This is a genomic window from Aeromonas sp. R2-3 (genome assembly GCF_040908375.1).
Classification (GTDB): domain Bacteria; phylum Pseudomonadota; class Gammaproteobacteria; order Enterobacterales; family Aeromonadaceae; genus Aeromonas; species Aeromonas veronii.
In genome coordinates this window covers 542465-560079 of the sequence record NZ_JBFODP010000032.1, presented here as the reverse complement: position 1 = coordinate 560079, position 17615 = coordinate 542465, and the positions used below count along the sequence as shown (strand labels likewise).

At 59.7% G+C, this 17615-nt stretch carries 13 protein-coding genes; 7 read left to right on the top strand and 6 right to left on the bottom strand.

The annotated features are described in order from the left end of the window. Nucleotides 1-24 precede the first annotated feature (24 nt). From AB5Z02_RS20080 to AB5Z02_RS20070, 3 genes are read right to left on the bottom strand one after another with little or no spacing between them, the layout of a single operon-like run. The gene (locus AB5Z02_RS20080) at nucleotides 25-1284 is read right to left on the bottom strand and encodes a CynX/NimT family MFS transporter (protein ID WP_368216817.1); all 1260 of its coding nucleotides are present in this window, start codon (nucleotides 1282-1284) and stop codon (nucleotides 25-27) included. Then, nucleotides 1281-2180: a pirin family protein gene (locus AB5Z02_RS20075; protein WP_368216815.1), complete on the bottom strand. Its 900-nt coding sequence runs from the start codon at nucleotides 2178-2180 to the stop codon at nucleotides 1281-1283. The genes AB5Z02_RS20080 and AB5Z02_RS20075 overlap by 4 nt, the downstream gene beginning before the upstream one ends. 59 nt (nucleotides 2181-2239) lie before the next feature. After that, nucleotides 2240-2977, bottom strand: coding sequence for an isochorismatase family protein (locus AB5Z02_RS20070; protein ID WP_201913729.1), 738 nt, complete (start codon nucleotides 2975-2977; stop codon nucleotides 2240-2242). A 192-nt stretch (nucleotides 2978-3169) separates the two neighbouring features. Between AB5Z02_RS20070 and AB5Z02_RS20065 the strand changes: the two genes are divergently transcribed. Beyond that, nucleotides 3170-4105, top strand: a complete 936-nt coding sequence (locus tag AB5Z02_RS20065; RefSeq protein WP_368216813.1) for a LysR substrate-binding domain-containing protein — start codon at nucleotides 3170-3172, stop codon at nucleotides 4103-4105. A gap of 6 nt (nucleotides 4106-4111) precedes the next feature. Here the strand turns inward: AB5Z02_RS20065 and AB5Z02_RS20060 are convergent, their stop codons facing one another. Further along, complete coding sequence (locus tag AB5Z02_RS20060) at nucleotides 4112-5020, bottom strand: LysR substrate-binding domain-containing protein (RefSeq protein WP_088869376.1); 909 nt, start codon at nucleotides 5018-5020, stop codon at nucleotides 4112-4114. A gap of 276 nt (nucleotides 5021-5296) precedes the next feature. Between AB5Z02_RS20060 and metE the strand changes: the two genes are divergently transcribed. After that, on the top strand, nucleotides 5297-7561 hold the full coding sequence (metE, locus tag AB5Z02_RS20055) for a 5-methyltetrahydropteroyltriglutamate--homocysteine S-methyltransferase (RefSeq protein ID WP_236353610.1): 2265 nt from the start codon (nucleotides 5297-5299) through the stop codon (nucleotides 7559-7561). Nucleotides 7562-7736: 175 nt separating this feature from the next. Next, on the top strand, nucleotides 7737-8486 hold the full coding sequence (locus tag AB5Z02_RS20050; protein WP_120414108.1) for an ABC transporter substrate-binding protein: 750 nt from the start codon (nucleotides 7737-7739) through the stop codon (nucleotides 8484-8486). Nucleotides 8487-8532: 46 nt separating this feature from the next. Here the strand turns inward: AB5Z02_RS20050 and AB5Z02_RS20045 are convergent, their stop codons facing one another. Then, a complete protein-coding gene (locus AB5Z02_RS20045) occupies nucleotides 8533-9396 on the bottom strand; it encodes a LysR family transcriptional regulator (protein WP_021231364.1) in 864 nt (287 codons plus the stop codon). A gap of 167 nt (nucleotides 9397-9563) precedes the next feature. Here AB5Z02_RS20045 and AB5Z02_RS20040 point away from each other — a divergent pair, with 167 nt between their 5' ends. From AB5Z02_RS20040 to pflB, 4 genes are all read left to right on the top strand, one after another. Then, nucleotides 9564-10997: a glycoside hydrolase family 1 protein gene (locus AB5Z02_RS20040; RefSeq protein ID WP_368216812.1), complete on the top strand. Its 1434-nt coding sequence runs from the start codon at nucleotides 9564-9566 to the stop codon at nucleotides 10995-10997. 193 nt (nucleotides 10998-11190) lie between these two features. Further along, nucleotides 11191-12951, top strand: coding sequence for a 30S ribosomal protein S12 methylthiotransferase accessory factor YcaO (ycaO, locus tag AB5Z02_RS20035; protein ID WP_005352574.1), 1761 nt, complete (start codon nucleotides 11191-11193; stop codon nucleotides 12949-12951). Between the two features lie 381 nt (nucleotides 12952-13332). Continuing rightward, nucleotides 13333-14181, top strand: a complete 849-nt coding sequence (gene focA / locus AB5Z02_RS20030; protein ID WP_005333620.1) for a formate transporter FocA — start codon at nucleotides 13333-13335, stop codon at nucleotides 14179-14181. 46 nt (nucleotides 14182-14227) lie between these two features. Beyond that, complete coding sequence (pflB, locus tag AB5Z02_RS20025; RefSeq protein WP_005352571.1) at nucleotides 14228-16510, top strand: formate C-acetyltransferase; 2283 nt, start codon at nucleotides 14228-14230, stop codon at nucleotides 16508-16510. A gap of 605 nt (nucleotides 16511-17115) precedes the next feature. On the opposite strand, the gene AB5Z02_RS20020 is transcribed toward pflB, so the two are convergent. Beyond that, on the bottom strand, nucleotides 17116-17550 hold the full coding sequence (locus AB5Z02_RS20020; RefSeq protein WP_005352569.1) for a YcgN family cysteine cluster protein: 435 nt from the start codon (nucleotides 17548-17550) through the stop codon (nucleotides 17116-17118). Between the last annotated feature and the right edge of the window lie 65 nt (nucleotides 17551-17615).

Below are 17615 nucleotides of genomic sequence, written 5' to 3'. Positions count from 1 at the left end.
CTGTGATGTTTCCCTCTCTATTCGTCATCTTCCATCTTGCCGAGAATGCGATCGAGCCTGTTTTACAGCCATGCTTAAGCCCGGCAGGTGGCCCGCGGCATAGAGTAGCGCGACCAGCAGCAAGCCGCCCAGAAAGAGCCAGCGAGCGCTTCCCCAATGGCCGCTGTCCGTCATCAGGGCCGCCAGCAACAGGGGGCCCAGCAGCTGACCGAAGTTGGCGAGCTGGACAAAAAAGCCCTGCACGATGGCCAGTTGCACCGGCCCCTGACTCACTCCCTGCGCAGACGAGAGGATCGCCGGCGGCGCCATGCCACCCGAAAGGGAGAGGGTGAGGCAGAGTCCATAGGCCCACCACGGCGACAGGCCGGGCCAGAAGGCGAGCATGCCGCACAGTGCCATCAGGCCCAGTGCCCAGCTGATGAGCCGATCTCGTGCCACGCCCCGGCGCAGCAGCCATGCCCCCATCAGGTTGCCGGGAATATTGGCGACCACCGCCAGCGCCGAAAGCAGGGCGATCTGGCTTTGGCCAATCCCGGGGCTGCCTTGCAACATGGTTGGCAGCCAGACAAAGAGCGCCCAGAGCATCAGGCTGTAGAGCGTGAACGCCAACCCGTAGCGCCAGAGTGCCTTCTGCCGGAGCACCGTCAGTTGGCGTAGCGGGTGGCCCGAGTTGATCGAGTTTTGGGATGCCCAGACCCGCAGTTTATCTGCTGAGCGACTGGCGAGCAGAAGCAGCAGGGCAGAGAGTTGCAGAGCCATCAGGATCAGCCAGGCCAGTCGCCAGCCACCTTGCGCCGTGAGCCAGGGGGTGAGCAGCATACCCGCCGCCGCCCCGAGAGGCAGGTTGACTGCCCACAGGCTTATGGCCAGCCGTTTATCCTCCTCCCGGGTCACCGCCACGATAAAGGCGGGCATGGCCACCGAGACCAGCAAAAAGCCAATCCCCTCGACAATACGCGACAGCAGCATCATGGTAAGCCCAGTGGCGGGCAGTGCCAACGCCCCGCCTGTGACGATAACCAGTAGCCCGACAACCCCGGTTTGCCGCCCACTCCAGCGAGTCAGCAGCAGGCCGAGAAAGAGGCTGAAGAGGATCGCCAGCGTATTGAAAGCCGAGGCGAGATAGCTGGCTTCGACCAGTGTCAGCCCCAGCTCGCTGCGCAGTATGCCGAGTACGGCGGGCACTTTGCCAAGGCAGAGGGCGCCGCTGGCACCGGCAAAAATGGCGAGGAAGACCAGAGGCCAGCGCGTGCTTTGTGGCTGGTGGCCAGCGAGCGTGCTCATGGCCGATATTGGCCGTTGCGCAGCCACTCATCGTTGAGCTGACCAAATTCGCCGCGCTGATAGGCATGCAGCCGATCTGCAATGGCGTCGTGGCTGTTCATGACGAAGGGGCCATGTTTGACCAGGGGTTCATTGAGCGCCTGGCCTGAGAGCAGCACGAAGTGGCATGGCTCGGTGGCCTCAAACTGCAGAGCCACCGCCTCGCCGCCATCGACAGAGAGGCTGACACCCATCCCGTGACCTGCCGGGATGAGGTGCCGCTCTCCCTCCGCCTGCAGGGTCAGCGATCCGGTCAGGGGATAGATCATGGCATTCCAGCCTGTCGCCAGCAGATGGGTGAAGCGGCTGCCAGGCGCGCAATGGCCATCGAGCAGGGTAAAGGGTTGGGGCAGTTCTACCGAGTGTGGTGCCGTTATCCCGTTGCTGTGGCCTGCGACCACCCGTACTCGCACCCCTTCGCCATGAAACTCGGGGATGGTGGCTGCGGCTGCGTGGACGGCAAAAGGCGACGCCATCTTCTGACGGGCAGGCAGGTTGACGAAGATTTGCAGGGCGTGGACATAGGGCGATGCCCCTTCCGGCTGCTCGGTATGTACGGCCCCGCGCCCGGCCGCCAGCCAGTGGAGCGCGCCCGGTTCGATGGGGCCCTGATTGCCGAGGGAGTCGTAGTTGACGTGGGGGCTCGTCGAATCCTCGAACAGATAGGTGACGGCAGAGATCCCGGCATGGGGATGGGGCTCGAAGGTGGGGGCGGTCATCTGGAAGTGATCCACCATCACCACGGGGTCTATCAGACCGTTAAAAAAGTGTTCGCCAAAATGGCTGGCTGCAAAGCCGCTGCCAATGCGTAGCGGTTGGCCCTTGACGGGGGCGGAGAGAGTCAGGCGTCTGGTCATCGATATAACCTCTTGAAGACAAAAGAAGCCTTCGGTCATCTGACCGAAGGCGGGGCGAGTTACGACTTCTTGGCACCCTCTTGCATCTGCCACACCAGGGTGGCGAAAGGCATGTCGAGGGCGTTGTAGACATCGTGCGCCTTGGGGTCGACGTTGCTGCGCAGCATCTCGACTGCGGCAGAGGCGTAGTCGGTGACCGGGATACCGGCCCCCAGCAAGCGTTGCAGACCCGTGGTGCGCTTGGCTTCGTTGAAGGTGCCGGAGGCATCGAGCACCACCCGGGCATCATAGCCGGCAGCCTTGGCAGAGAGAGCCGGGAAGCTGGCGCAGATCTCGAGCGATACTCCGGCGATGAGCAGCTGTTTGCGGCCGGTCTTCTCAATGGCGGCGCGCACGGCGGGATCGTCCCAGGCGTTGATGACGGTGCGGTTGATCACCTTCACATCCGGCAGGGCACTGGTCAGTTCGGGCATGGTGGGGCCCCACATGCCATCGGGCATGGTAGCGGTCACGATCACCGGCACGCCGAGGGCGCGGGCGGCGTTGGCCAGCGCCACCACGTTGTGTTTGAGCTCGCCCACCGTGGTGTCGCGCACGCCGCTCAGCAAGCCGACCTGATGGTCGACCAGCAGCAGTACCGCATTGTCTCGGGAGAGCATCTCCAGATAGCGGTTGGGTGATACAGTCGGATGGCTGGCAGCCTCGGCGGCCATGGCCGGTGTCGCTGTGGTGGCCAGCGTGGCGGTCAGGGTCGCCAGACCGAGCAGGGTGGCAGAGCAGATTTGTCGCAGTTTCATGGTGAACTCCTTGTGATATCGGAACAGTCAAACGGCCCTTGCTGGTGGGGCGGATTGCCCGCGCAGCAACCGTCTGATGGGGACAGGGCCATTATGATGGCTGCAAAAATGGCGACAATCTGGTGAAATAGGTTCTTATTGTTCTATTGATGGAACGATACGAATGCACCTCACCCTGACCAAGGCTGCCCGATGACACCACTGGAACTTGATTTGAATGATCTCTATCTCTTCACCCATGTGGTGCAGCGACAGGGATTCACTGCCGCTGCGCGGGCGCTTGGCGTGCCCAAGTCGCGGATCTCGCGCCGGATCCGGCTGCTGGAGGAGCGGCTGGATACCCGGCTGCTGCAACGTACCTCACGCCAGCTCAGCCTGACCGATGCCGGTGAGGTGCTCTATCGCCACTGTCAGGCGATGCTGGCCGAGGCGCAGGCGGGAGAGGCGGCTGTGCGGCAACGGCAGCAGGAGCCGAGCGGTCTGGTGCGGATCAGCGTGCCCATTACCATCGCCGATGCGCTGCTCGCCCGCTTGTTGCCCGCTTTCATGGCCCAATACCCCAAGGTGAGGCTCGCCGTGCAAGCCAGCAATCGGCAGGTGGATCTGCTGGAGGAGGGGCTGGATGTGGTGATCCGCGGGGTGGCCTTCGAGCAGCCCCCCTCCAGTCTGGTGCAGGTACCGCTTTGTACGGTGCAGTGGGGCGTGCTGGCGACCCCGGCGTGGCTCTCCCGCCACGGTGCACTGATGCATCCGCGCCAGCTGGAGGGAGAAGATGTCCTGCTTTTCAGCTCGCTGGAGCGTCAGGCTGACCTGCTGCGGCTACGGCACGATAGTGGGGAGAGTGAGGAGGTAGCGGTCAATGTGCTGCTGCGCAGCGACAATGTGCAAACTCTCAAGCAGGCGGCGCTGGCGGGGCTCGGGATGGTGGGCTTGCCACTTTACGCCTGCGTGAATGAGCTGGCGGATGGGCGGCTGCAACAACTGCTGCCCAAGTGGCGTCCCAAAGATGGCAAGCTGGTGATGCTCTATCCCGCGCGGCGCGGTCTGTCACCGGCGGTCAGGGCCCTCATCGACTTTATCAAGGTGCAGTTGCCTGCACTGCTGGCAGAGGTCGGTCGGCCACGCTGAGGAGGGCTATCCCTCCATCTTGCGGCGAATGCGCTCGAACAGGCTCTGCAGGCAGGCTTGATCCCGATCGGCGGCCCGCACCGCGCCGTACATATGGCGACGGATACCGCTGCCGAGGGGGCGGGCGCAGAGCATCCCCTGTCTGACAAACTCGTCGCTGGCCCAGCGTGGCAAGGCGGCGACGCCGAGGCCGGCGGCGGCCATCTGCAGCATCACCGAGGTGTTGTCCACCGGCTTGCAGCGGGCGGGCTCCACCCCGGCGGGTTGCAAAAAGCGGCTGAAGATATCCATGCGGCTGCGCTCCACCGGATAGACCAGCAGCACCTCCGCCCCCAGATCGCCCGGCTCGATGTGGCTCCGGTGGCAGAGGGGATGATCCGGTGCCATCACCAGAGTCAGATCAAAAGCAAACAGCGGCTCGAAGTGGAGATCGCCGCGGGCCTGCACGTCCGAGGTGAGCAGCAGGTCGAGCTGGCCGCCTAGCAGGGCATTGATGGCATCAAAGCCCGGCACCGACTCCACCTCCAGATCTACCCCAGGCCACTGGCGGCGAAAATCGGGCAATAGCGGCAGCAGCCACTGGATGCAGCTGTGGCAATCGAGCGCCAGATGCAGCCTGCCCGCATCGCCGCTCTGCAAGGCCTGCAACTGCTTCTCGGTCTGGGCCAGGGCGGGCAGTACCTGACGGGCGAGGGCGAGCAGCTGGCTGCCTGCCGCGGTCAGCACCAGCGGGCGGCTTTTGCGCAGGTAAAGCTCCAGATTGAGGCGGGTCTCCAGCTCTTTGAGCTGGTGGGAGAGGGCGGACTGGGTGAGGTTGAGGGTCAGCGCCGCACCGGCCAGCGAGCCCTGCTCGGCCAGCGCGGTCAATGTTTTCAAGTGTTTGATCTCTATCCCCGCATTGCTTGGCACTGCCATAAGATGGCTCCTTGTGAGATTGCGTATGGCGCTGAGGTTGCGGCCGGCGGTGGCCTGCTGCGCTTCTTGACTGCGGCACCTCTTGCACCTGTAAAAATCGGCCTCTGTATCCTCGCGGTGAACCTGATTGGCGGTCAGTTGAGGATTATTTGAGAGCCAGTTGAAGAGGATTCAATAGCCAGCGTCACCTTATCTTGTCATTTTGGATGTGTAAACATCTGGATGGCTAAATCATCCAGTTTCCCATCAGATGAATGAGCATAAGGAAATGAACCTATGACACGAGCACACACCCTAGGTTTCCCCCGTATCGGCGCCAAGCGCGAGCTGAAATTTGCCCTCGAATCCTACTGGCGTGGCGAGACCACTCAGGCCGAACTCGTTGCCGTGGGCAAGACGCTGCGTGAGCGCCACTGGCAGGCCCAGCACGGAGCCGGGGTCAATCTGCTGCCGGTGGGTGACTTTGCCTGGTACGATCAGGTGCTCGGTACCAGCCTGCTGGTGGATGCGGTGCCTGCCCGTCACCGCCATGGCGAGACCGATCTCGACACCCTGTTCCGGGTGGCTCGGGGCCGTGCGCCGACCGGCCCAGCGGCGGCCGCCGCCGAGATGACCAAATGGTTCAACACCAACTATCACTATCTGGTGCCGGAATTCAGCCGTGATCAGCGTTTCAAGCTGGGCTGGAGCCAGCTGTTTGACGAGGTGGAAGAGGCCAAAGCACTGGGGCTGCCGGTCAAGGCGGTGCTGCTGGGACCGGTCTCTTATCTGTGGCTCGGCAAGGAGAAAGAGAGCGGCTTCTCCCGCCTTGAACTGCTCGATCGCCTGCTCATCGTCTATCAGGAGATCCTGGCCAAGTTGGCCGCCCAGGGAGTGGAGTGGGTACAGATCGATGAACCTGCGCTGACGCTGGACTTGCCGGACGAGTGGCGGCTGGCCTACCTCAACGCCTACGAGCGCTTGAGCGGCCCCTGCAAGCTGTTGCTCACCACCTATTTCGGCTCGGTGGCCCATCAGCGCGACATCATCACTAGCCTCAAGGTAGATGGCCTGCATCTGGATCTGGTGGCCGCCCCCGAGCAGCTGGAGACCCTGTTGCCGCATCTGCCCGCCCAGTGGGTCATCTCAGCCGGGGTGATCAACGGCCGCAACGTCTGGCGTGCCAATCTGGCCAAGCTGGCGCCGACTCTGAAGGCACTGAAAGCCAAGCTCGGCGAGCGGCTCTGGGTGGCCTCATCCTGCTCATTGCTGCACAGCCCGGTGGATTTGACTCTGGAGCAGGAGCTGGATCCCCAGACCCGCAGCTGGTTCGCCTTCGCCTTGCAAAAATGTTTCGAGTTGGGACTGCTCAGAGAGTATCTGGATGGGGGCGAGCTCGACAAAATCACCGCCTACAGCCAGCCCATCGTGGATCGGGAATCCGACAGCCGGGTGCACAAAAAAGCGGTGCAGTCACGGCTCGCCAGCCTCACCAACAGCGATTTTGATCGCCACAGCCCCTATCCGGTCAGGGCCGAGCTGCAGCGCTCGGATCTCAAGCTGCCGCTGCTGCCCACCACCACCATCGGCTCCTTCCCGCAGACCTCCCAGATCCGGGTGTTGCGGCAGGATTGGCGCTCCGGTCGCATCGATGACAGTGCCTACGAGGCTGGCATTAAGGCCGAGATCCGCGATGCCATCGCGCGTCAGGAGGCCATCGGGCTGGATGTGTTGGTACATGGTGAGGCTGAGCGCAACGACATGGTGGAGTATTTCGGTGAGTTGCTGGATGGCTTTGCCATCACCCGCTTCGGTTGGGTACAGAGCTATGGCTCCCGCTGCGTCAAGCCGCCGGTGATCACCCGCGATATTGACCGCCCGACTCCCATGACGCTCGAATGGACCCGATTTGCCCAGAGCCTGACCGACAAGCCGGTGAAGGGGATGCTGACTGGCCCTGTGACCATCCTCTGCTGGTCCTTCCCGCGGGAAGATGTGAGCCGCGAGCAGTCCGCCCTGCAAATCGGGCTGGCCATTCGCGACGAGGTGGCAGATCTGGAAGCCGCCGGCATCAAGATCATCCAGATCGACGAACCGGCGATCCGCGAAGGCTTGCCCCTGCGCAAGCAGGATCATCAGGCCTATCTCGACTGGGCGGTGCGCGCCTTCCGTCTGAGCGCAAGCCCGGTGGCGGACCGCACCCAGATCCACACCCACATGTGCTACAGCGACTTCAACCTCATCATCGAGGCGGTGGCGGCGCTGGATGCGGATGTGATCACCATCGAGACCAGCCGCAGCCAGATGCAGCTGCTCGAAGCGTTCGAACGCTTCAACTACCCCAACGAGATTGGCCCGGGCGTCTACGACATCCACTCGCCGAACGTGCCGAGCCAGAGCTGGATTGAGGGGTTGCTGCGCAAGGCGGCCAAGCAGATCCCGGCCGAGCGGCTCTGGGTCAACCCGGATTGCGGCCTCAAGACCCGGGGCTGGGAAGAGACTGAGGCCGCCCTCAAGGTGATGGTCGATGCCACCAAGGCGCTGCGGGCCGAGCTGGCGTAACCGGCTAGCCGTGACCGCCATCGGTAAGGTGGCGTGCTGACAAACGAACGAGAGAGGGGAAGCCATTGCTTCCTCTCTCTTTTTTCGTTGGCCACTTTTCCACTGGATCCTGAACCTTGCCGCAGCCCGCTTTGCACTAGGCTCAGAGTTGGCAGAAGTGGATGGAGTCGCGGCCATGAGAGTCAGTCTGGGGAGCGCAATCCTGTGGGGATTGCTGATGTGGCAGAGTGCATGGGCGGCGCCAGCGGCCGAGTTGAAGATGGTCTACTTTGACGACTTTGCCCCATATTCGTGGCGTGACGAACAGGGCAGGATGCGCGGGCTGATGATAGACGTGATGGATCGGGTGGCAGCGCAGATGGGGCTGCGGGTGCGCCATGAAGGTTATCCGTGGCAACGGGCGCAAAAACTGGTGCGGATGGCGCAGGCCGATGGCTTTGTCACCATCGCCACCCGGGAGCGCCGCTCTTACACATTGGTGGTGGAGGAGCCCGTTACCACGACGGTTTTGACGGTATTTACCCGGCTTGGCCACCCCCGGATGAGCGATTTTCAGCGTGCCAGCCGCTTGAGCGACTTCAAATCACTTACCTTTCTCGACTATTTCGGTAACGGCTGGGGCAAGGAGAACCTGGCGGGCTTCACCGTTCATCACACCATCAATGTCGATAATGTTTTCAAAATGCTGGCGGCGGGTCGGGGGGACCTGATGGTGACCGACCCACTGGTGGCACGTTTCAAACTCAACCAGCTGGGATTGTCCGGGCAGGTGGTCGAGGTGCCGCTGCAGCTTGCCTCTACCCCGTTCAATCTCTGCATCGGCAAGCACTCCCGCTTCAATACCCGGATAACCGAGTTCAACCGTGCCCTGCAACAGCTGCGACAAAGCGGCGAGTTGGCGCGTATCGTCGAACGCTATCGTTGATGCGTTGCCGCCATCTGCGGTTTGCCAAGGTTTGCCAAGGGCGTGTCTATCTTGGCGTCATATCGGCGATGGTTGCCCAGAAGGCATCGATCAAGGGCCCCTTGCTGTGGGGCGGACGGATAAGGCCAATGGTCCAACAGGCTTCCCCGTCTCTCAAGGGGAGGGTGAGCACATCCGGGTGCTCTATGGTGGTGGAGGAGGGGACCAGGGTCCAGGCGATCTCTGCTGCCGCGGTGGCGACGCCAGCGGCAAAGTCGTTGACGTACTGGATATCGCGAAAACGCAGCCCGCTCTGGGCCAGATAGTTCATCAGGTGATCGTAAAACGACGGGGCCTTGTCCCGACGGAGGATCGCCAGCGGCTTGTCCACCAGATCCGCCAACTCCCTCACATCGCGGTAGCTGGCGGGCAGCACGGCGACAAAGTGTGCTTCGACCACTGGCAGGGCGTGCCACCCCTTGGGGGCGGGCAGGCGGCAAAAACCGAGATCCAGCTTGCCTTCACTCAGCGCCAGCAGCTGGTGGTGGGTAGAGAGATCGTTGAGCTCTATGGTCACTTGCGGCCGCTCGGCGCGAAAACGGGCGATGGCGGCGGGCACCAGGATTTTGGTGGCCACGCCAAAGCCGATGCGCAGGGTGCCGACATTGCCCGCCAGCACGTCGCGGGCGGTGCGCGAGAGCTGCTCGCTCTGGATGACCACAGCGCGGGCATCTTCATACAGCGCCCTGCCCAGTCCGGTGAGGCGAGTGGTGCTGGCGTTGCGCTCGAACAGCTCGCCGCCCAGCTCCTCCTCCAGTCGCCTTATCTGTTTGCTCAGGGCCGACTGGGTAACGTGCTGACGTACCGCCGCCTGGCCGAAGTGCAGCACCTCCCCCAGAGTGACGAAGGCTTTCAGATCCCGTAGCTCCATCAGGGCTCCTTTCATTCCTGTTGGGAATGTTGAGTGGTCATATTTGTCATTGGACGGAATTTTAGAAGTGATGGATGCTTATGCCAATTCATTTCGGGTGCCCCGGCACGGGGGCGCCGAGTTATCAGAGATGGCTGACACCATCAGCGCAGAAGGAGCAACACCAGATGCATCACCACAAGTTCAACGACTTCCCGAGCGATTTTCTGTGGGGCGCCGCCTCCGCCGCCTATCAGGTGGAGGGGGGCTGGAATGCCGATGGCAAGGGGCCCTCGGTGTGGGATCTCTTCACCAAGCTGCCGGGCAAGACCTTTGAGGGGAGCAACGGCGATGTGGCGGTGGATCACTACCACCGCATGGAAGAGGACGTGGCGCTGATGGCCGAGATGGGGCTCAAGGCTTACCGCTTCTCGGTGAGCTGGCCACGCATCTATCCCACCGGTCGCGGTGAGGTGAACGTGGCGGGTCTGGCCTTCTACGAGAAGCTGATCGACACCCTCTTGGCCCACCAGATCGAACCGGTGCTGACCCTTTATCACTGGGATCTGCCGCAGGCGCTGCAGGATGAGTACGGCGGCTGGGAAGATCGACGCATTATCGAGGATTTTGAGCGCTACTGCGTGACCCTCTATCAGCGTTTTGCCGGCAAGGTGAAGTACTGGGTGTCGCTTAACGAGCAGAACTACAACCTGACCAACGCCTATCAGCTCGGCACCCATCCGCCCGCCGTGCAGGATCGCAAGCGCTTCTTTGCCGCCAACCATATCGCGTTTCTGGCCAACGCCCGGGTGATCAAGGCGTTTCGCCAGCATGTGCCAAATGGCCTCATCGGCCCGAGCTTTGCCTACTCCCCAGCCTATCCGGCGTCGTGCGATCCGAAAGATATGCTGGCCTACGAGAACGCCGAGGAGTTCAACAACCTCTGGTGGCTGGATGCCTACTGCTTCGGCCGCTATCCGCAGGCGGCGCTCGCTTACTTGCGGGAAAACGGCGAGGCGCCGGAGATCCTGCCGGGCGATATGGAGTTGCTGCGAGAGGGGACGCCCGACTACATCGGCGTCAACTACTACTACACCCTGACCTACACAGATAACCCCTTGGGCGGTCAGACCCTGCAGCGGATCAACACCACCGGCAAGAAGGGCACTACCCCGTCCAGCGGCATCCCCGGCCTCTACAAGACGGCACCCAATCCGCACCTTGAGACCAGCAACTGGGACTGGGCCATCGACCCGACCGGGATGCGCATCGCGTTGCGTCGCCTCTCTTCCCGCTATGGTCTGCCGCTGATGATCACCGAGAACGGCCTTGGCGAGTTCGACAAGCTGGAGGCGGGCGACAAGGTGAACGATGAGTACCGCATCGATTACCTGCGCAGCCACGTCAAGGCGTGCCAGGAGGCGATGCAGGATGGGGTGGAATTGCTCGGCTACTGCGCCTGGTCGTTCACCGACATCCTGAGCTGGCTCAACGGCTACCAGAAGCGCTACGGCTTCGTCTATGTGGAGCGTGACGAGCAGGGGGGCTCCCTTCGCCGGATCAAGAAGGCGAGCTTCCACTGGTACAGCCAGGTGATCGCCAGCCAGGGCAAGCAGCTCTGACGGTTTATCGCGTCGCGTAACCAGCGGGCCCGGGCAATCCCCGGGCCCGTGCTGTTTGTGGCGGGGGAGAGGGGGCAAGCCGGTTTCTCACCGTGCGACTCATCCCTGTTTGCTGATTTTTGTCCTGCCAAAGCCGCCGACCCCTGCTATTATCTGCGGCCGAACATGAGCCAATAAAAATCAGGATATCGTGATGACTGACCACACTTTTATTCCCGGCAAGGACGCGGCGCTGGAAGACTCCATCGAACGCTTCCAGACCAAGCTGCAAGCTCTGGGCTTTGATATTGAAGAGGCCTCCTGGCTCAACCCCGTGCCGAACGTCTGGTCGGTGCATATTCGGGACAAAGAGTGCGCCCTCTGCTTTACCAACGGCAAGGGTGCCAGCAAGAAGGCGGCCCTCGCTTCTGCCCTTGGCGAATATTTCGAGCGTCTCTCCACCAACTACTTCTTCGCCGACTTCTATCTGGGCGAGCAGGTCGCCAACGGCGATTTCGTTCACTACCCGAACGAAAAGTGGTTCCCCATCGAGGGTGACCAGTTCCCGGCCGGTCTGCTCGACAGCTTCACCCGCAAGTTTTACAACCCGGATGGTGAAGTGACCGCCGACATGCTGGTGGATCTGCAGTCAAACAACGAAGAGCGCGGTATCGTCGCCCTGCCGTTCGAGCGTCAGTCCGATCACGAGACCGTCTACATCCCGATGAACATCATCGGCAACCTCTATGTCTCCAACGGCATGAGCGCCGGCAACACCAAGACCGAAGCGCGCACCCAGGCGCTCTCCGAGGTGTTCGAGCGCCACGTGAAGAACAAGATCATCGCCGAGGCCATCAGCTTGCCGCTGATCCCGGACGAGGTCATTGCCCGTTATCCGGGGATTGCCGCCTCCATCGCCGCCCTCGAAGCGGAAGGCTTCCCCATTTACAGCTTCGATGCCTCTCTGGGTGGCCGCTATCCGGTCATCTGTGTGGTGCTGCTCAACCCGAGCAATGGCACCTGCTTTGCCTCCTTCGGTGCCCACCCGCGCTTCGAAGTGGCCTTCGAGCGTACCGTCACCGAGCTGCTGCAGGGCCGCGGTCTCAAGGATCTCGACGTGTTTGTGCCGCCGTCATTCGACAACGAGCAGGTGGCGGATCACCACAACCTCGAGACCCACTTCATCGACTCCTCGGGCCTTATCAGCTGGGACCTGTTCAAGCAGGATGCGGACTTCGAGTTTGCCGACTGGGATTTTCGTGGCACCTCGCAGGAGGAGTTCGATCACCTGATCGGCATCTTCCACGAGTTGGAGCAGCCGGTCTATATCGCCGACTACGAGCATCTGGGTGTCTACGCCTGCCGCATCCTGGTGCCGGGCATGTCCGACATCTATCCGGCCGAAGATCTGCTGCTGGCCAACAACAATATGGGCGCCAACCTGCGCGAAGTGATCCTGGCACTGCCATCACTGGATTGGGATGCCGAGCAGTACATGGCGTTGTTTGATCAACTGGATGAAGAGGGGCACGACGAGCGTACCCGTGTACGCGAGCTGCTGGGCATCGCCGCTGCCAAGGGTACCGCGCTGCACACCCTGCGCGTTGGCGAGCTGAAAGCCATGCTGGCGCTGGCCGCCGGTGAGCTGGAGACTGCTCTCGATCTCATCGATTGGACCATGGAGTTCAACCAGTCAGTGTTCACTGCCGAGCGTGCCAGTTACTACCGCGCCCTGCGTGCCTGCGTCGAGTTGTTCCTCGACGAGGAGCGGGATCCGGAGCAGTATCGCGCCGTCTTCACTCGCATGTATGGCGAAGAGACGCTGGCACAGGCATGGGCTAACGCCACTGGCGAAGCACGCTTCCACGGGCTGGAGGCGGCCGACCTGTCGCTCTCCCAGTTCCCGCTGCACCAGAAGCTGCTGGCGGCTTACGAGAAGCTGCAGAAGGCCAAGCGAGCCCATCACTGGGCGTGATCGTTGCTGTAAAGGAAGGGGCCGAGTGGCCCCTTCTGTTTATCGTGCGGCAAGGCACGGGATTGTTATTCAAAGATGAAATAAAAAACAAAAAATACCCCTAAGGGGGTTGATGACAGGGCAGGGGATGTGCTGGCGATCTGCAAAGATATCTTGCCAATACCATATTTCCATGATCGAAAATAAATTCTTTAAAATCATTGCATTAAAAATGTGATATTTCTGTTTCAGCTGATACCTGGTGTAAAGTGGCGTAGCCATCGCACTAAAATATTTGTAGTAAAATTACATTCGCACTCTGATAAACTTGATCAATGTCAATTTTGGCTATTTGGCCCTTTGTTATGATTTCAACAGGCAAAACATTCAGGTAGAAAATAATTGAAAGCTGAATCTCCATTCGATTGTCTCAAGCCCGAAGCCATCGCTGCACTGGCTGAAGACATCACCTATGCCAAGGCTACCAAGCCGGCATACAAGGTCATTCCACTGGCCATCACCGCAGGCGCTTTCATCGCCATCGCATTTATCTTCTACATCACAGTGACGACCGGAACCGGCTCCATGCCTTGGGGTATGGCCAAGCTGGTGGGCGGTCTCTGCTTCTCTCTCGGACTTATTCTCTGTGTGCTGCTCGGTGCCGAGCTGTTCACCTCCACCACCCTGACGCTGGTGGCCAAGGCTGCCAATCGCATCAGCTGGGCTCAGCTGCTCAAGAACTGGGGTCTGGTCTACTTCGGCAACCTGATTGGCGGTCTGCTGATGGTGGCGCTGATCATCGTTTCTGCCGAGTACACGGCCGCAGACGGTCAGTGGGGTCTCAATGCCCTCAAAGTGGCCCAACACAAAATTCACCACACCTTCTTCGAAGCGGTGGCGCTGGGTATCCTCTGTAACCTGATGGTATGTCTTGCTGCCTGGATGGCCTTTGGTGCCCGCAGCGCGACTGACAAGGTAGTGGTTATGCTGCTGCCGGTTGCCATGTTCGTTGCATCAGGTTTCGAGCACAGCATCGCAAACATGTTTATGATTCCGGTTGGTATCGCTATCCACAGCGTGGCTAGTCCGGAATTTTGGCAGGCCATCGGCCAGGATCCGGCAACCTTTGCTGACCTGACCGTATCCAACTTTGTCCTACACAACCTCATCCCCGTGACCATCGGCAATATCATCGGTGGTGGCGTGATGGTTGGTCTGACTTACTGGTTTATCTTCCGTCGTCATCATTAAGGATGATTGCGGGATACTACATCAATACCGTGTGAGGTAATGAAAAATGGCAGAACTTAACGAACAGTTCCAAAAAGCATGGGAAGGCTTCGCGGCCGGTGAATGGCAGACCTCTGTCAACACCCGTGACTTCATCCAGAAGAACTACACCCCGTATGAAGGTGACGAGTCCTTCCTGGCTGGCGCGACCGAAGCGACCACCAAGCTGTGGGACAAGGTCATGGAAGGGATCAAAATCGAGAACCGCACTCATGCGCCGGTTGATTTTGATACTGACCTGCCCTCCACCATTACCGCACACGATGCCGGTTATATCGATCAGAGCCTGGAGCAGATCGTTGGTCTGCAGACTGACAAGCCGCTGAAGCGCGCCATCATCGCCAACGGCGGTATCAAGATGGTTAAAACTTCTTGCGAAGTGTACGGTCGTCAACTGGACCCGATGGTCGAGAAGATCTTCACCGAATACCGCAAGACTCACAACCAGGGCGTGTTTGACGTTTACACCAAAGACATCCTGAACTGCCGCAAGTCTGGTGTTATCACCGGTCTGCCGGATGCCTACGGCCGTGGCCGTATCATCGGTGACTACCGTCGTGTTGCTCTGTACGGTGTTGACTTCCTGATGGCCGACAAACTGGCCCAGTTCAAGTCCCTGCAAGCCGACCTGGAAAACGGCGTCAACCTGGAAGCCACCATCCGTCTGCGCGAAGAGATCTCCGAGCAGCACCGTGCCCTGGCACAGATGAAGGTGATGGCTGCCAAGTACGGTTGCGATATCTCCGTACCGGCCAAGAACGCTAAAGAAGCCGTACAGTGGACCTACTTCGCCTACCTGGCGGCAGTCAAGTCCCAGAACGGTGCAGCCATGTCCTTCGGTCGTACCTCCAGCTTCCTGGATATCTACATCGAGCGTGACCTGCAGAAAGGCCTGATCACCGAGCAAGAAGCCCAGGAGCTGATGGACCACATGGTCATGAAGCTGCGTATGGTTCGCTTCCTGCGTACTCCGGAATACGATTCACTGTTCTCCGGCGACCCGATGTGGGCGACCGAGACCCTGGCTGGTATGGGCGTTGACGGCCGTACTCTGGTCACCAAGAACAGCTTCCGTATGCTGAACACCCTGTACACCATGGGCCCGTCCCCTGAGCCGAACCTGACCATCCTGTGGTCCGAGAAGCTGCCGGTCGGTTTCAAAAAGTACTGTGCCAAGGTATCCATCGAGACCTCTTCCGTTCAGTACGAGAACGACGATCTGATGCGTCCGGATTTCAACAACGATGACTACGCCATCGCTTGCTGTGTATCCCCGATGATCGTTGGTAAGCAGATGCAGTTCTTCGGTGCTCGTGCCAACCTGGCCAAGACCATGCTGTATGCAATCAACGGTGGTATGGACGAGAAGCTCAAGATCCAGGTCGGTCCGAAAACCGAGATGGTCAAGTCCGAGTACCTCGACTACAACGACGTAATGGATCGTCTGGACCACTTCATGGATTGGCTGGCCAAGCAATACGTTGCTGCGCTGAACATCATCCACTACATGCACGACAAGTACAGCTACGAAGCCTCTCTGATGGCGCTGCACGACCGTGACGTATATCGCACCATGGCGTGTGGTATCGCTGGTCTGTCCGTAGCCGCTGACTCCCTGTCTGCCATCAAGTACGCCAAGGTCAAGCCGATTCGTGACGAAGATGGCGTTGCCATCGACTTCGAAATCGAAGGCGAATACCCGCAGTTCGGTAACAACGACGCTCGCGTCGATGATATCGCCTGTGACCTGGTTGAGCGCTTCATGAAGAAGATTCAGAAGCTGAACACCTACCGTGGTGCTGTTGCTACCCAGTCTGTTCTGACCATCACCTCCAACGTGGTATATGGCAAGAAGACCGGTAACACCCCGGATGGCCGTCGTGCTGGTGCTCCGTTCGGCCCGGGTGCAAACCCGATGCACGGTCGTGACCAGAAAGGTGCTGTTGCTTCCCTGACTTCCGTAGCCAAGCTGCCGTTCGCTTATGCTAAAGATGGTATCTCCTATACCTTCTCCATCGTTCCGAACGCACTGGGTAAAGATATGGAAGCCCAGAAAGCCAACCTGGCTGGCCTGATGGACGGTTACTTCCACCACGAATCCAACGTAGAGGGTGGTCAGCACCTGAACGTTAACGTGATGAACCGTGAAATGCTGCTGGACGCCATGGAAAACCCGGAGAAATATCCGCAGTTGACCATCCGCGTATCCGGTTATGCCGTTCGCTTCAACTCTTTGACCAAAGAGCAACAGCAAGACGTCATCACCCGTACCTTCACCGCTTCTCTGTAATCGAGACGTAGTGAGCAAAAACCGGCGCCAAGGCGCCGGTTTTTTTATGCGTGTGATTCAGGGGAGTAGGCTTACATCCAGTTCCATCGTAATCACAACATGTATGGAGATGGTATTCACCTGACAGTTGTCATGGGGTATTTGAACAGGGCTATGGCGCAGGTGTTCATCAGGGTTGAACTTGGCACAGCCTGTAATGCGATAACGCGTTATTCACGCTCTAAGGGAATAGGGCGATTGCTTTGCCTGCCATTGCATCAATGTTGCTATGGCCTGTGGAACAGGCTTATCAGGTTTAAGGGGGGAAGAGAGACTCCATCGTGGGTATAAAGCAATACCCGTAAGCCTGTGACTATGGAATTATTCTCTGCCTCTGCCTCTGCCTCTGCCTCTGCCTCTGCCTCTGCCTCTGCCTCTGCCTCTGCCTCTGCCTCTGCCTCTGCCTCTGCCTCTATCTCTCTCAATGCGCAGCTGGGAGGTGTCTGGTTTAGCCAGCCAGATATGTGTGTGGCTCAAGCCAACCAAACTACAAACCCTGCTTGCAGAAACAACAAGGGCTGCACATTGTGCAGCCCTTGCCTCTGGATAATAGCGGGTTGAGCGTGTCAGCTGGCCCAGGTGATGATGTGATCGATCCATTCACCCGCCTGATCCTCGTGAATGACTTTGCCACGGACGGATTGACCAGCCTGATGCATCGCGGAACGACTGCCGGTCAGCAGAGGATGCCACTCTGGAAGAGCGTCACCTTCAGACAGCAGGCGATATGCGCAGGTTGAGGGGAGCCAGTCATATTCGGCGATCTTGTCATGGGTGATCTGCAGACAGTCAGGCTCTTTTTTGAAACGATTGGCGTAATCAGAGCACTGACAGGTCTTGGTGTTAAGCAAATTGCAGGCGACATTGGTGAAAACCAGTTCGTCGGTATCTTCATCGATCAGCTTGTTGAGGCAGCATTTTCCGCAACCATCGCAGAGGGATTCCCATTCGGATTCAGTCATCTGCTGCAGACTCTTGGTCTGCCAAAAGGGGGCTTGCATCATACCGCTCACTTATTACACCTGATAAAACGCGTGGTTATACCCCTTGTTACCCGGTATTTCAA

What these genes read in the sequence shown, in the direction of transcription:
- AB5Z02_RS20060 (WP_088869376.1), bottom strand. Translation starts at nt 5,020, where the DNA reads ATGGCAGTGCCAAGCAATGCGGGGATAGAGATCAAACACTTGAAAACA.
- AB5Z02_RS20040 (WP_368216812.1), top strand. Translation starts at nt 9,564, where the DNA reads ATGCATCACCACAAGTTCAACGACTTCCCGAGCGATTTTCTGTGGGGC.
- AB5Z02_RS20065 (WP_368216813.1), top strand. Translation starts at nt 3,170, where the DNA reads ATGACACCACTGGAACTTGATTTGAATGATCTCTATCTCTTCACCCAT.
- AB5Z02_RS20020 (WP_005352569.1), bottom strand. Translation starts at nt 17,550, where the DNA reads ATGCAAGCCCCCTTTTGGCAGACCAAGAGTCTGCAGCAGATGACTGAA.
- pflB (WP_005352571.1), top strand. Translation starts at nt 14,228, where the DNA reads ATGGCAGAACTTAACGAACAGTTCCAAAAAGCATGGGAAGGCTTCGCG.
- AB5Z02_RS20075 (WP_368216815.1), bottom strand. Translation starts at nt 2,180, where the DNA reads ATGACCAGACGCCTGACTCTCTCCGCCCCCGTCAAGGGCCAACCGCTA.
- AB5Z02_RS20080 (WP_368216817.1), bottom strand. Translation starts at nt 1,284, where the DNA reads ATGAGCACGCTCGCTGGCCACCAGCCACAAAGCACGCGCTGGCCTCTG.
- AB5Z02_RS20050 (WP_120414108.1), top strand. Translation starts at nt 7,737, where the DNA reads ATGAGAGTCAGTCTGGGGAGCGCAATCCTGTGGGGATTGCTGATGTGG.
- AB5Z02_RS20045 (WP_021231364.1), bottom strand. Translation starts at nt 9,396, where the DNA reads ATGGAGCTACGGGATCTGAAAGCCTTCGTCACTCTGGGGGAGGTGCTG.
- ycaO (WP_005352574.1), top strand. Translation starts at nt 11,191, where the DNA reads ATGACTGACCACACTTTTATTCCCGGCAAGGACGCGGCGCTGGAAGAC.
- AB5Z02_RS20070 (WP_201913729.1), bottom strand. Translation starts at nt 2,977, where the DNA reads ATGAAACTGCGACAAATCTGCTCTGCCACCCTGCTCGGTCTGGCGACC.
- metE (WP_236353610.1), top strand. Translation starts at nt 5,297, where the DNA reads ATGACACGAGCACACACCCTAGGTTTCCCCCGTATCGGCGCCAAGCGC.